Genomic DNA, 15,121 nt, shown 5'->3' on the forward strand with positions numbered 1-15,121 from the left:
CGGCGGTGTTCACAGGCTTTCCGCCCAGGTCAGAGCAGGTGCGCCCCCGGACCGAAAGGTCCGGGGGCGTCCGTATGTTCGGGCACCCCTTCGGGGAGTCAGTGGGTCCGGATAGGCTGGCGGGATGACGCGAGCCGAGCAGCCAACGGCCCACAATCCGGCCCCCGACGACGCCCTGGTCGCGGATTCACGCGAGCGCGCCGTGCGCGCGCTGTTGCGCCAACCGCAGTTGAAGCGGTTGTGGAGCGCGCACCTTGTGGGAGGTGTCGCGGACGTGCTCGCCCTGCTCGTCCTGGTCGTCCTCGCCCTGCAGGCGGCGATCTCCGAGGGCTCCTTCGGCGGTGGCTACCGCGGAGCGGCCCTCGCCGTGGCGGCCGTCTTCGGGGCACGCGTCCTCGCGACGCTGCTCTTCGGAGCCGTACTCCTGGGCCCCCTGACCACCCTGACCTCACCGGACGGTCTCCTCGACCGGCGCTGGACCATGCTCGGAGCGGACGGTCTGCGGGCCGCCCTCCTCATCGTCGCGCCGATGTGGATCGACTGGACCCCGGACAACGCCCTCGCCGTCCTGCTGGTCATCGCCTTCGTGGCCGGAGTCGCCGAGCGGTTCTGGTCGGTGTGCCGGGAGGGCGCGGCCCCCGCGCTGCTGCCCGCGCCGCCGCTGGAGGGCGCCACGGTGCGCCCGCTGCCCGACCACATGGACGCACTGCGGCGGCTGTCGCTGCGCACGGCGTTCGTCTCGGTGCCCGCCGCGGCCGCCACCCTGGTCGTCGTCTCCCTCGTCAGCAACCTGCTGGGCGCCGGGATCGACTGGTTCGACCAGCACCAGGCCGCCCTCGCCTCGTACGTCGCGGCCGGCCTCTTCGCGGCCTGCCTCTCCGTCGTCACCTTCCTCGAACTGCCCGACGTCCGCACTCCGCGCGCGCGGTCGCCGCTCGAAGGACTGCGCCGCCCGAAGACCGGCACCGGCGTCGACAAGGGCCGCACCGGCGCGATCCCGCTCCTGGTGCCGGCCTGTGCCGCGGTCGCCGGAGCCGTTTCGGCCGCCGTCGCCGTCGCCGTCCTGGAGGCCAAGGACCTCGGCGGCGGACCGGTGACCTACGGCCTGCTCGTGCTGGCCCTGACCGGCGGTGTCGTCGCCGGTATCCGCACGGCGCCCTCGCTGCTGCCGTCGCTGTCCCGGCGCCGCCTGCTGGCCCTCGCGATCGCCTTCACCGGCGTCGCGCTGCTGGCCGCCGGACTCGTCCCGGACGTCACCACCGTGCTGCTGATCGTCGCCTTCGCGGGCGTCGGCGCGGGCGTCGCCGCCAACACCGGGCACGCCCTGCTCGACCAGGAGACCGAGGAGTTCCGGCGCGCCCGGACCACCGAGCACCTGCACGCCGTCGTACGGCTCTTCGTGGGGGCCGGCGCGATCGTCGCGCCCCTGGTGGCCGCCGCCATCGGTCCGCACCGCCTGGAGAACGGCAAGTTCGTCTTCGCGCACGGCGGCGCCGCCTTCACCCTGATGCTGGTCGGCGCGCTGCTGCTGCCCGTCGCCGCCGTGGTGCTCGCGAAGGTCGACGACCGTTCCGGGGTGCCGCTGCGCAAGGACCTGCTGGACGCGCTGCGCGGCGGCGACGATCCGGACGAGGTGCCCACGACGAACGGCTTCTTCATCGCCCTGGAGGGCGGCGACGGAGCGGGCAAGTCGACGCAGGCCCAGGCACTCGCCGACTGGATCCGCGGCAAGGGTCACGAGGTCGTGGTCACCCGCGAACCGGGCGCCACTCCCGTCGGCAAGCGGCTGCGCTCGATCCTTCTCGACGTGTCGTCCGCCGGACTCTCGCACCGCGCGGAGGCGCTGCTGTACGCGGCCGACCGCGCGGAGCACGTCGACACGGTGGTGCGGCCCGCGCTGGAGCGCGGCGCGGTCGTCATCTCCGACCGCTACATCGACTCCTCCGTCGCTTACCAGGGCGCGGGCCGCGACCTGTCGCCGACGGAGATCGCCCGGATCAACCGGTGGGCGACCGCCGGTCTCGTCCCGCACCTGACGGTGCTGCTGGACGTGTCGCCGGAAGCCGCCCGCGAGCGGTTCACCGAGGCGCCCGACCGTCTGGAGTCGGAGCCGCTGGAGTTCCACACGCGCGTGCGGTCCGGTTTCCTCACGCTCGCCGCCGCCGACCCGGGCCGCTACCTGGTGGTCGACGCGGCCCAGGAGCCCGAGGCCGTCACCACGGTCGTCCGGCACCGGCTCGACATGATGCTGCCCCTCTCCGAGGCCGAGGTGAAGGCCCAGGAGGAGGCGCGCAAGGCCGCCGAGGAGGAGGCCCGCCGCAAGGCCGAGGCCGAGGCCGCCCGCAAGGCCGAGGAGGAGCGCCAGGAGCGCGAGCGTCAGGAGCAGCTCGCGAAGCTGCGCGCCGAGGAGGAGGAGCGCAAGCGGCGCGAGCTGGAGGAGGCGCAGCGGCGCGAGGCCGAGCGGCAGGCGGAGGAGGCCCGGCAGCGTGCCGAGGAGTCCCGCCGTCGCGCCGAGGAGGAGCGGGTCCGCAAGCTCGCGGAGGAGCAGGCCCGCGCCGCCGAGCAGGAGCGTCTGCGCCGGCAGGCCGAGGAGGAGGCACGCCTGCGGGCCGAGGCCGAGGAGCGTCGCCTGGAGAAGCAGCGCAAGGCCGAAGAGGCGCTGCTGCGGGCCGAGCAGGCCCGGCAGCTCGCCGCGGACGCGGCGGCCGCCTCGGCAGCCGCGGCGGCTTCGGCCGGTTCCGCGGCGTCGAGGACCGGAGCGGGCTTCGGGACCGGTGCGCCGGCCGGTGGCACGACCCGGACCGGTTCCGGTGCCGGCACGGGCCGGACCGACGAGGCCGCGGACGCGTCGGCGTCCGGGTCCGGGCAGACCGCCCCCAGGTCCTCGCGCACCGCACCGGCTCCGGTGCCCGACAACGAGACGACGGTGCCCACGCCCGTCGTGCCCGATCCGTCGGCCGCGCGGCCGACGGACGAGACGGCCGTGCTGCGCGCGGTACGACCGGACGCCGACACCGACACCGACCGTGGCGGCTCCGGGGCGCGTTCGACGTCCCGCAAGGAGCCGCGGCGCGACGTCGAGGAGACGGCCACCCTGCCCAAGCCGCCGACGCCGGACCGCGCGGCGGACGAGACCGCGGTACTGCCGCCCGTCACCCCGGGCGCGGCCGACGAGACAGCGGTGCTTCCTCCGGTACGGGACCGGGGTGCGGACGCTTCGGCCGACGCGGCGTCCGGTGCTCCGGCCGACCGGATGCCCCGGGGCTTCTTCCGCGACGAGCGGCCGGCGTCGACGCCGGGCCAGGAGCCCGAGAGTTCCGTCGACCGCACGCGTGAACTGCCTCAGGTGGACGAGACGGGCACCCCCCGGCGCCGGCCCCGCTCCGACTGGGCCGAGGAGACCCCGCTCGACGACCTCCCGACCCTGGCCGACGAACTGCTCGGCCCGCGCGACGAGGACGACCGGGACGAGGGACGCGGCAGGCGCCGCCGGTAGGACCGGGCAGAAGCCCTGCCGCCAGACCCCGGCCGGTGGTGGGTGCGGGAACGTACGCACCTGGAACCCGCCGGGGCCGGCGGCTCCGGCCGTTGCGGTTCTGTGTGTCCCGCGGCGGGCCGTCTCGCGTTGCGTCGCGCCCGGGTGCAGTGCGGAGGCGGCAGGCTTCGGGCGCCGGCATCGGACCGCCGGGGCCGATTGTCGGTGGGGACCCGCACAATGGACGACGCACGACAAAACGCGACGGAAGGGCGGGCCCCATGCCTGTGTGGGACGACCTGGTGGGCCAGGAGAAGGTGAGCGAGCAGCTCGCCGCCGCTGCCCGGGACGCCGACGCCCTCGTCACGGCCGTCACGGCGCGGACCCCGGTCCCCGAGGCGTCCAAGATGACCCACGCCTGGCTGTTCACCGGCCCGCCCGGTTCGGGCCGTTCCACCGCGGCGCGCGCCTTCGCGGCCGCGTTGCAGTGCGTCAGCCCCGACCGCGCGCTGGGCGGAGTCCCCGGCTGCGGGTTCTGCGACGGCTGTCACACGAGCCTGGTCGGCACCCACGCCGACGTGCAGATCGTCCGCACCGACCTGCTCTCCATCGGCGTCAAGGAGACCCGCGAGCTGGTCCGCCGCGCGCAGTTGTCCCCGGCCGTCGGCCGCTGGCAGGTCATCGTGCTCGAGGACGCGGACCGCCTCACGGAGGGCGCGGGCAACGTCCTGCTGAAGGCCGTCGAGGAGCCCGCCCCGCGTACGGTCTGGCTCCTGTGCGCGCCGTCCATCGAGGACGTGCTGCCCACCATCCGCTCCCGCTGCCGGCTGCTCACCCTGCGCACCCCACCGGTCGAGGCGGTCGCCGACATCCTCGTACGGCGTGACGGCGTGGAGCCCGACGTGGCGGCCGTCGCCGCGCGCGCGACCCAGGGGCACATCGGGCGGGCCCGTCGCCTCGCCACCGACCCGAGCGCCCGCCGGCGCCGGGCCGCGGTCCTCAAGCTCCCGATGCGGATCGACGACGTCGGCGGTTGTCTGAAAGCGGCTCAGGAGCTGATCGACACGGCCTCGGAGGACGCGAAGCAGCTCGCCGAGGAAGTGGACGTCAAGGAGACCGAGGACCTGAAGACGGCGCTCGGCGCGGCGCAGGGCGGCCGGATGCCACGGGGTACGGCGGGCGTCATGAAGGAGCTGGAGGACCGGCAGAAGCGCCGAAGAACGCGTACGCAGCGCGACAGCCTCGACCTGGCGCTGATCGACCTCACCATGTTCTACCGCGACGTGCTGGCGCTGCAGCTCGGCTCCCGCCTGGCCATCGCCAACGCGGAGGCGGGGGACACGCTGGAGCGGCTGGCCCGCGGCAGTTCGCCGGAGTCGACCCTGCGCCGCATCGACGCGATCGCCGCGTGCCGCGAGGCACTCGACCGCAATGTCGCACCGCTGCTCGCGGTGGAGGCGATGACGATGGCGCTGCGGGCGGGCTGAGCCGGGTCACGCGGACGGGCCGGGTTCCCTCGGGCACCCGTTCCGCGGACAGGGGGCGGCCCGGCGCCGGTCGGGCCGCCGCCCCGTAGAGGTCTCTCCACGTGCCGAGAGGCAACCCCGGTCACGGGACAAAGGCCGCCCCGTGTGACGGCGGCGGCCGTCCGCTCCGCCCGGTCGGGGGTGCCGCATCCGGTGACAGGTTGACCGAGTCACTCGTACGAGCCGCACAGGCGACTGAAGGTGATCAATTGATCGCGCACGGTTACGCTCGCGAGATGGACCTGAGGCGCACCTCCCGGCCGACCCGACCCCTCCGTGCGAGCGGCGTGCTGCTGGCCGCCGCGGCGCTGCTCATCTCCGCCTGCTCCTCCGGGAGTTCCACGGCGACGGCCGCGAAGGCGGACGCGGTGCTGACCGCGCTGCCGCGGGCCACTCCGGCGGCGCTGTCGCCGTACTACACGCAGAAGCTGAACTGGCGCAGCTGCGGTGTTCCCGGCTTCGAGTGCGCCACGATGAAGGCGCCCCTCGACTACGCGAAGCCGGACGCCGGTGACGTGCGACTGGCGGTGTCCCGCAAGAAGGCCACGGGCCCGGGCAAGCGCCTCGGCTCGCTCCTGGTCAACCCGGGCGGCCCCGGCGGCTCGGCGATCGGCTACCTCCAGTCGTACGCCGGCATCGGGTATCCGGCGGACGTCCGCGCCCGCTACGACATGGTCGCGGTCGACCCGCGGGGTGTGGCCCGCAGCGAGCCGGTCGAGTGCCTCACCGGCCCCGAGATGGACACGTACACCCAGACCGACAGCACGCCGGACGACGGCCGGGAGACGGACCAACTGGTCGCCGCGTACAAGAAGTTCGCGGAGGGCTGCGGCGAGCGGTCGCCCGAACTGCTGCGGCACGTCTCCACCGTGGAGGCGGCCCGGGACATGGACATCCTCCGGGCGGTCCTCGGCGACCAGAAGCTGAACTACGTGGGGGCGTCGTACGGGACGTTCCTGGGGGCCACGTACGCGGGTCTCTACCCGGAGCGCGCGGGCCGGCTCGTGCTGGACGGCGCACTCGACCCGTCCCTGACCGCGCGCAAGCTCAACGAGGAGCAGACGGCGGGGTTCGAGACGGCGTTCCAGTCCTTCGCGAAGGACTGCGTCCGGCACAGCGACTGCCCGCTGGGTGACGCGGGCACGGGTCCGGACGAGGTGGGCCGGAACCTGAAGGCGTTCTTCCAGCAGCTCGACAAGACGCCGATCCCGGCGGGCGACGCGGACGGCCGCAAGGTCGGCGAGGCGCTCGCGACGACCGGGGTGATCGCGGCGATGTACGACGAGTCGGCGTGGCCGCAGCTGCGTGACGCGCTCACCTCCGCGATGAAGGAGAAGGACGGCGCGGGCCTGCTCGCCCTCTCCGACAGCTACTACGAGCGGGACGCCGACGGGAAGTACGCGAACCTCATGTTCGCCAACGCCGCCGTGAACTGTCTCGACCTGCCCGCCGCCTTCTCCACGCCGGACCAGGTGGAGGAGGCGCTGCCCTCCTTCGAGAAGGCGTCCCCCGTCTTCGGCGAGGGGCTGGCCTGGGCCTCCCTGAACTGCGCCTACTGGCCTGTGAAGAACACCGGGGAACCGCACCGCATCGAGGCGAAGGGCGCGGCCCCGATCCTCGTCGTCGGCACCACCCGGGACCCGGCGACCCCGTACCCGTGGGCGAAGTCCCTCGCCTCCCAGCTCTCCTCCGCGACCCTCCTCACCTACGTCGGCGACGGGCACACCGCGTACGGCCGAGGCAGCGCCTGCATCGACTCCGCGATCGACCGCTACCTCCTCCAGGGGACCCCTCCGGAGAAGGGAAAGCGCTGCTCATAGCCCTGTTGCACCCGCACTCCCCGGAGGCCTCGGGGGGTGTGCGGAGCACCCCTCGAAACTGTGTAGACTTACCGCGTTGCTGATCGCACCATAGGTGTGGGCAGCGCGCCGCCTTAGCTCAGATGGCCAGAGCAACGCACTCGTAATGCGTAGGTCTCGGGTTCGAATCCCGAAGGCGGCTCTTGTGAAAGCCCGGGTCAGACACCGCTGACCTGGGCTTTTCTGTTGTCTGGAGCTGGGAGATCGGGTCTTCTGCGAGGAGGCCCAGAGGGCTGCGTGAGCGGAAGTGGCCAAGGGGTGGCCACGTGCGCGGCGAGTGTGCAGAGGGGTGGCCACTCAATGACGTGCCCAGTTGCTGTCCGCTGTCAGCGTTGTTGTGGGGGGCCAACAAGGCATGGGGCGTGTCGTTGCCGACCTCGAGCAGGTGTGCTCCCGCCAAGTAGTCGGGCTCGGGTCTTGAATGGTGTAGGGCTCTGGCCGGGTGCCGGAGCCCTCTGCGGTATTGGGGCGGTGTCATTCGGGTTGTGTCCCGTGTCGTGACCGTGTCGCGGTGTAGGGGATCAAGCGTTACGCGTTCCCGGTACGAGGGCCCTGACGGTCTCCGGAGTCGTGCGGTCCACGAGGCGCCCTGCTGGCGCGAGTTGGTCACCCGGTCTGCCGGAGCCACCGTCTCCGACCTGCGGACTCCGGCGCCTTGATCGGCTACACCACCCGGCGAGTGGCCATCGTCATTCGCTGGAGATGTCGGAATGAGGTGCCAGCGGTGGCGTGGCGGGCGGGGGGTGTGACCTTGCCCAGGGGAGGGAGTCGGCGATCCGATTCATCTCGACTGGCGAACCCATCGGATCTTATGGGTCACCGGCACCATATTTTATTTGAGTGGCCATTGACATGATGTTCGTTGTGATGGCAATGTTATGTGCGGGCGTCCTGAATAGGTTACGTGGAAAGTGAGAAGAAGATGGCTTCGCAGGAGGACGACAGCATCGGGGAGCGGTGCCGCCAGGAGGGCGGACTGATCGAGGTCACCCTCGGAGATCTCCGCGAAGAGCTCGGATACAAGAAGCTGGGGAAGTGGGTCCTCGTTGAAGTGGCGGAGGCCCTGGGTAAGGCCAAGCTTGGATACTTCCCGCCCGACATGCTCGACCCCCACCACAACATCGAGCCCCGGCAGTGGCAGGCGGTGTGGATCTACGACAGGGACGGCAGTCCGCGTGCGCAGGTGATCGACGCCGTGCTCCATCCGGACCAACACGACGTCCGAGGCGCCTTGGATGGGTTGGCTGCTGGTCGCCCCGACGCAATGACGCCCGAACAGAAGCTTGCGCAAATCCGCGAGTTGGTTCGCGAGTAGGTGCACTGCGGAGCTAGGTGACCCCGCCTGTCGAGCAGGCCCGTCCAACTGGCCACTCAAGGTCATACCCGATCGGTGTCGGTGACGCGTTTCGTCGGCGTAAGCCGTGATCGGCCCTGATCAGGTATCCATCAGTACCCCCGTCGGGAAGAACTGAAGGCCGTCATGAACCTCAGCAGCACCCCGCTCGCGCACAGAACGATCCTTACCGTTCCCCACGCTGAGAACCCCTTTCAGGATGTCCGCCGGATCAGCGCTCGATGGCTGACCGGCAAGTTCGGCACCGCCCCCTTCACCTCTGGTCATCACCACCTTGACGAGGTGTCGGTGCTGACCAACCAGGCGGCCTACCTCGCCGATGGCGCGGAGCACGCGATACGTCTTCAGCTGCGCGAGGACAAGCCCGAGGCCACATGGCGCACCACTATCACCGCCGTCGCGTTCGCAGACTCCTCCGCACTGCTCTCGGTCGGTCTGGAGGTCTTCCCCAACGTCGATACGCCGCTGACTCCCGGCCGACCGGGCCTAGTTCGGGACTTGGTCCGGGATCTGAAGCCCATTGACGGCCCGGCACCACTGACCCTCGATGCCCAGAGCGTGAGTGCTGAGCAAGTCGACACCCTGATTGACGTGCTCTGCGACCCCACGCGGCGCATGCCCGTGATTGTGGCGGCCCGGCCGCTCCGTGCCAACCCGCTGTGGTCGCAGCGCCTGGGTAAAGCGATGCCGCGGTGCGCCGGCGCGGCATCGCTGTATCTGCTCGCGGACACCGAGGCCGTCGATGCCTTCCGCGATGCGATCGGCGAGTATCACCGTGTCGCCCCCGGTGCGGTGCGGACGTTCCTGACCGACGTCGATCCGGCATGGCCGAAGGACGCCTCACGCCATCGGTTCCTGACTATGGCCCGGATGAGCGATCCCCAGGATCGGGCCTGGTACGGCCTAGCCCGTACTGTCGAGCGGCTCTCCACCGAGGCCCCACTGCCGGAGGCCCTGCGTACCCTCTCGTTCCCGAACGACGCAGGCCAGCGCCACCGCGAGGAACGGCAGGCTGCTCTGGCAGCCGTGCGGCCATCCGACGAGCTGGCAGTGATGCGCAAGGACGTCGAGGAGCTTAAGGCGCTGCTGGCCCAAGCGGACGAAGAGCTCAAGGAAGCGGCACTTACGTCCGAGTTGTCGTCGCGGACCGTGGCCTCCATGGAGGAGCAACTCCACATAGCCGTCGAACGGGCGGACGGGGACATGGAAGAGGCTCTGCGTGCGCTGGACGACGTGGAGCGGGCACGGGCCGAGGGGGACGTGCTGCGACGTCGGCTTCGTGACGCAGGCCGCTATGAGGACACCGTCGTCGTCGAGCAGCCCGCGGGGATGCCGGACTCGTTCGAAGAACTGTGGGAGCGGTTGGGTACGTTCGAGGGGATCCTGATCACGGCGGACAAGAGTAGAGCCCTGGAACTCGACGAGGCGGAGCGGGCTCGCGTGTGGGCGGCGAAGGCATGGAACGCCCTGCGGGCGCTGGACTCCTACGTGCAGGCGGCCCGGGATGGTTTCAACGGTGGCTTCTACCAGTACTGCACGTCCGGCCGCCCCGGTGCGGTGAACTGGCCGCTCAAGCAGTTGGCCACGGCCGAGTCCGAGACGACGATGAACAAGTGGGGCGCAGAACGGATTTTCGCTGTTCCTCAGGAGGTGGACTCCTCGGGACGCAAGGAGATGCAGGCTCACCTGAAGCTCGATTCCAAGGGCAGTACCTCGCCGAGGGTCTACTTCGTGGACGATACGAAGGGCGTCACCGGGCAGATGATCGTGGGCTACATCGGGCCTCATCTGACCAACACGAAGACCAACTAGTCAGCGACTCGACCCGCGCCAGCAAGGCCGGTCAGACACATGCTGACCGGCCTCCGTTAAGGACGTGTCGTCATGCCGTCTGGGCTCGGCCATCGACGTGGTGCCGGCAGTTATCGGAGGTGGGCTGCGCCAAGCGTGCTGATCGATCAGCTCCGGCGGAGATCGACAGAGGCCGCTTACGGGCTCGAGGCACAAGTTTGACGACGGCCTCGGCGGCGGCACGTGCGAGGTCGTCGAGGACGGCCTGGTAGATGTCCCGGGTGATGCGGGTGTCGCTGTGGCCGAGGGTTTCTGAGACGACCTTGATGTCTACGCCCGCCGCGAGCATGAGGGTCGCGGCGCCGTGGCGGAGGTCGTGCAGTCGGATCGGCGGCAGTCTGGCCTCGGCCACCAGGCGCTCGAACAGGTCCGAGACCTTGCCGGGGTGGAGCCAGGAGCCGTCCTCCTCGGTGAAGATACGACCGGTCAGCTTCCAGGCTGTGCCCCACTTGTGGCGCTCCTGGTCCTGGCGCTCGCGGTGCACCTTGAGGCCTTCGTTGGTCTCCTCGTCAAGAGCGATGACCCGGATGCCGCTGTTGGTCTTGGGTGCGCCTTCGATGACCTCCCAGCCGTCTTGGACGAGCTGGGTGGCCACGGTGAGTGAGGCGTTCTCGTAGTCGTGATCGATCCAGCGCGGGCCGCATCCCTCGCCCCGGCGCAACCCCCGGAACGCGACCAACCGCCACATGATCTCCAGGCGCTCACCCTCGATGTGATCGAGGAAGTGGCCGGTCTGCTCCAGCGTCCAGACCATGACAGGGGAGGGCTTCTCGCCGGTCGCCCGCCAGTGGGCAACCCGCTCGTCGGTCCAGATGAGTGCCTTCGGCTTCGTTCCCGGTAGTAGCTCGACGTGCTCGGCCGGGTTAAAGCTCGGCATCCGCTGCTGTGCGATGGCGACGTTCAGAGCGGCGCGGAGTGTGGCCTTGATGTTTGGTTGGGTGTTGAGGCCGGTGGTGCGACGGAAGGGCGGCATCTCGTCGATAGCCGCTTGAAGCCATTTACGGCGGGCGCGGTTCTCCGCGCCCTTCCGCGGGATGGCCTTCAACTCTTTGAGGGCGGCACGCCGCTGGGTATTCTGCTCCCCAACCTCGATGTTCGCCTCGTTGATGGCGTCGAACATCTTGTTGATGTGGCCGACCCGCAGCTTGTCGAGGCGGATCTCGCCAAGGTGCGGTTTGAGGTGGACGCGGATATCCACCGCGTACCGCTTGATCCCCGTAGGCCGAAGGCGCTTGCGGCCTTCGAGCCACTCCTCGAGCCACTCGCCCACGGTCGTCTTGGAGTTGAGCACCTCGCCGACCTTGAACCGACGACGGGTCTCGTCATAGTCGGGCAGGGGCTCCTTGGTCTTGCCGCAGGCCTCCAGCAGGTCACTGATCGCGAGCTGTCCAGCTGGGTCGTCTTCTTCCGGTATCGACATCAGAGCGCGGACCTTGCTCAGCGCCTCAGCGGCTGCGGTCGATGATTCGAAGCCGCTGTTCGCGCGAGCCGATCCGTACCTCGACACCGTGACGGATTCCGAGGGCCCCGAGGCCGCGCATGTCCCGGGAGAAGCCCTCCTTGAGCTCGACCGTTTCCGGATTCAGCCTCAGATTGACCACGAGTAGGCGGTTGCGTGGCTGCACGCGCACTGTGGCCACGTTCACGATCCGCCGGTAGGCGACGTAGAGGAGCTGGGGCTCCTTGAATACATCCCGGTGGGATATCAGCAGCTCGTCGAGTCCCGCGTACAGCTCCTTGAGATCGTCGGGTGACTCATCGAGAAACTGCTGGACCGACTTCGGCGAAGCAGACGCCGCACTGGGCGATCCCGACGCTCTGCCTCGCGCGGAGGTGCGGCTGCCGCCGGCCGAAGCGATGAGCTGCAGCGTGAGTACATCCTCGAAGACCCGGTACGTCACCAGGTCGATCCGGTGGCCGATCATCTCCACAGCCACTGTGTCGTGGCGGGTGAAGGCGCCAGCGACGCAGACGATCCGTGGAGCGCTCCAGTCGATGTCCGCGGCAGCCTGGTCGCCGAGCTTCTCCCGGGTCAGACCTTCGAACTCGTGGTGATGGTCGTGTAGCCACCACAGGTATGAAAGCCCCTGGCTGATGACGTTCTGGTCGCGGTTTCGCTTGTACTCGACGATGACGGGCGTGCCGTTCTCGTCCAGCCCGAGGGAGTCGATCCGGCCTCCGTGATGGCCGGTGCGGTACTCGGTCGCGAGGCAGCGGACGCCAAGCATGGCCTCCATGTTGGCCTCGATCAGCCGCTGCAGCTCGACCTCCACCCGCACGGCCGCTCCAGAGACCTCAGTAGCCTGCCCGCCTCTCACCCTGAAGACCTTCAGATTGCTCATGAGCCTCCCCACCCCAACTTGATCGCCGGGAAGGAACAATGGGCGCCAGGAAGCATTTATTCCGGTTCCAGTCGGATCAGCCTTGTTGCCCGGGGGGACCGCTCGCCGCCGGAGGCACCCACAGCCGAACGGTGCGGTCGATGCTGGCGGTGGCGAGCACGGTGCTATCCGGCGAGAAGGCGACCGCCGTCACGGCGTCGTGGTGGCCGGTGAGGGGTTCGCCGACCGGCTGATGGGTGGTCGGATTCCACAGACGCACGCTGTGATCCTTGCTGGCTGTAGCGATCAGACCGCCGTCGGGAGAGAAAACCAGGGCCGCGACGGCGTCGCTATGGCCGGTGAGGGGCTTTCCATCGGGCTGGTACGTTGCCGCGTCCCACAGCTGAATCGAGTGATCGTCGCCAGTGGTAGCGATCAGACTGCCGTCGGGGGAGAACGCGACGGAGCTCACGGAGCCTCTGTGACCATCTAGGAGTTCGCCAGTTGGCTCACGGCTGGTGGCGTCCCACAGAGATACTGTGCCTGCATCCGTGGCGGTGGCGATCAGACTCCCGTCGGGGGAGAACGCGATCCCAGTGACGACCCCGTGATGGCCGGTCAGCGGGACACCGGCGGGTTGTTGGGTGGCAGGCACCCACAGCCGTACGGCAGCACCATCATTGGCGACGGCGAGCAGGGTCCCGGTGGGCGAGAAGGCCATCGACGTGATGGGGCCGAGGTGGGAGGCCAAGGGGCTGCCCGACGCCGGTACTCGGGTAGCCGCGTCCCACAGGCGTACCGAACCACCCTCGTCCGCTGTGGCGATCAGGGTGCCGTCAGGGGAGAAAGCCACCACCCTCACGGAGTCTCGGTGACTGGTCAGATGCCTGCCGACCGGCTGCCGGTTGGCGGGATCCCAGAAGCGCACCGTATCGTCAGCGCTCGCCGTAGCGAGTTGGGTTCCGTCAGGCGAGAACACCACCGACCAGACCGCGTCCCGGTGCCCGATCAGGGGAGCTAGAGAGATGCCCTCGCCGTTCGTGAGCGCGGTGAGGACGCTGCGACTGGCGAGGCCCCGTGCGGTCAAGAGGTTTACATGGGTGCGTAGTTGGTCATTCTGGGCGATCAGGTTCTCGGGCGAGTCATCTTCATATCGTGCACGCTGTGCCGAGGAAGGCGCTGGTTGGTTGTCCTCGGCTTCGCATAGCCGCACCGTTTGATCGTAGCCAGCGGTGGCGAGCAGGCCGCCGCTGGGGGAGAAGGTGACGGCTGTGGCGGCGCCGGTGTGGCTGGTCAGTGGCGTTCCGACAGGCCGGCGGGTGGTCGGGTCCCAGAGACGCACCGTACCGTCGGCGGCGGCGGTGGCGAGCAGGCCGCCGCCGGGGGAGAAGGTGACGGCTGTGGCGGCGCCGGTGTGCCCGGTCAGTGGCGTTCCGACAGGCCGGCGGGTGGTCGGGTCCCAGAGACGCACCGTGCCATCGTCGCTGGCGGAGGCGAGCAGGCCGCCGCTGGGGGAGAACGCTACCGATCTGACGGGGCCGTCATGGCCGATCAAGGGCTTACCGACAGCTTGGCGAGTAGCGGGGTCCCAAAGACGCACCAATCCGTCGAAGCTGGCGGTGGCCAGTAAGGCGCCGACGGGGGAGAACGTGACGGCCGTGAGGGCGCGGGCATGGCCGGTCAATGGCTCGCCGACCGCTTCATAGGTGTACCGGTCCCAGCGACATACCGTGCGGTCGTAGCTGGCGGTGGCCAGCAAAGCGCCGTCGGGGGAGAACGCGACGGCCATGACACCTTTCTGTTTCTTGGTCGGGAGCGCTATGACCTCTTCATGGGTGGTCGGGTCCCAGAGACGGACCCTGCCATCGTCGCTGGCGGTGGCCAGTAGACCGCCGTCCGGAGAGAACGCGACGGACCTTACGGTCGTGGTGTGACCGGTCAGCGGCTTGCCGACCGCTTGACGGGTGGCTGGATCCCAGAGCATCACGATCCCGGCGGCGCTGCCGGTGGCCATCAGGTTGCCGTCCGGGGAGAACGCCACTGACCACACGAAGCCGGAGTGGGGTAGGACCGGTGGTGTGTGACGGAACCTTAGGGGCTGGTGATTCTCGATCGGCGCGGGCGGGTTCGTCGGCGGTGACGACGTTTCGTGGACCTGTGCTGAGGGCCGCCACGCGCCATCCACGACTGGCTGCTGAACGGACTCGGGCGCGGTCGGCGCGTGGCGGGCCTCGTCACGTAGGTTCGCGAGCCGGGCCCGGCCCGTACGCCAGGGCTCAACCCTTGGATCATTCCGGCCCACGGGGGACCGGTCGTCGTTCGCGAGGCTGAGTAGCGACCGGACGAGGGCAATCAGGAAGTTGACACTCGGCAAGCGCTTCCCGTTGAGGATCTCGCTGATCGCGGAGGATGAGAGTGACTGTCCAGGGGGTGCGTTACCGCTGATATCGCTTAGGGAGGGTTCGCCGCATTCGATCCGCAGCTTCCGGAGCCTGGAGGCGAAGTCCGCGAGTTCTCGCTGATAAGCGGCCTCGGAGACGTCCTCATGCGCCACGTACGTCCCCCCGATGGTCTGTGGGACTCAGCCTACGACGCTGGTTGCCGAACATCACCGAATTCCGCCGAACACCACCATACGGAGTGGGTGTTCGTCCGGAGAGCCGCCCGGTACGGCGATGGCCTGCGAAGATCGGGCTTCTCCGGGTCTGTTCGTGCCGTAAGAGGCATGCCGGATA

The 15,121-nt window shown here is 69.6% G+C and carries 7 protein-coding genes, 1 tRNA gene and 1 pseudogene; 6 read left to right on the top strand and 3 right to left on the bottom strand.

The genetic code is table 11. The features are described from left to right. Positions 1-124 precede the first annotated feature (124 nt). From tmk to B0675_RS10515, 6 genes are all read left to right on the top strand, one after another. A complete protein-coding gene (gene tmk / locus B0675_RS10490; RefSeq protein ID WP_081218545.1) occupies positions 125-3,496 on the top strand; it encodes a dTMP kinase in 3,372 nt (1,123 codons plus the stop codon). A 260-nt stretch (positions 3,497-3,756) separates the two neighbouring features. Further along, positions 3,757-4,962, top strand: coding sequence for a DNA polymerase III subunit delta' (locus tag B0675_RS10495; RefSeq protein WP_081218546.1), 1,206 nt, complete (start codon positions 3,757-3,759; stop codon positions 4,960-4,962). A 275-nt stretch (positions 4,963-5,237) separates the two neighbouring features. Continuing rightward, complete coding sequence (locus tag B0675_RS10500) at positions 5,238-6,821, top strand: alpha/beta hydrolase (RefSeq protein WP_081218547.1); 1,584 nt, start codon at positions 5,238-5,240, stop codon at positions 6,819-6,821. Positions 6,822-6,928: 107 nt separating this feature from the next. Then, a tRNA-Thr gene (locus B0675_RS10505) sits at positions 6,929-7,002 on the top strand. A gap of 762 nt (positions 7,003-7,764) precedes the next feature. Next, on the top strand, positions 7,765-8,175 hold the full coding sequence (locus B0675_RS10510) for a hypothetical protein (protein ID WP_241539748.1): 411 nt from the start codon (positions 7,765-7,767) through the stop codon (positions 8,173-8,175). A gap of 165 nt (positions 8,176-8,340) precedes the next feature. Further along, a complete protein-coding gene (locus B0675_RS10515; RefSeq protein WP_081218548.1) occupies positions 8,341-10,026 on the top strand; it encodes a hypothetical protein in 1,686 nt (561 codons plus the stop codon). Between the two features lie 70 nt (positions 10,027-10,096). On the opposite strand, the pseudogene B0675_RS10520 reads toward B0675_RS10515, so the two are convergent. The 3 genes and pseudogenes from B0675_RS10520 to B0675_RS10530 all read right to left on the bottom strand — a co-directional run. Continuing rightward, positions 10,097-11,539 (bottom strand): annotated as a pseudogene (locus B0675_RS10520) (site-specific integrase); the annotation flags it as partial. Next, entirely contained in the window at positions 11,511-12,407 is an 897-nt protein-coding gene (locus tag B0675_RS10525; protein WP_081218550.1) for a transporter, read from the bottom strand. The pseudogene B0675_RS10520 and the gene B0675_RS10525, both read right to left, overlap by 29 nt. Positions 12,408-12,483: 76 nt before the next feature. Continuing rightward, a complete protein-coding gene (locus B0675_RS10530; RefSeq protein ID WP_081218551.1) occupies positions 12,484-14,940 on the bottom strand; it encodes a hypothetical protein in 2,457 nt (818 codons plus the stop codon). Between the last annotated feature and the right edge of the window lie 181 nt (positions 14,941-15,121).

The organism is Streptomyces sp. M41(2017) (assembly GCF_002078175.1).
Taxonomy (GTDB): Bacteria; Actinomycetota; Actinomycetes; order Streptomycetales; family Streptomycetaceae; genus Streptomyces.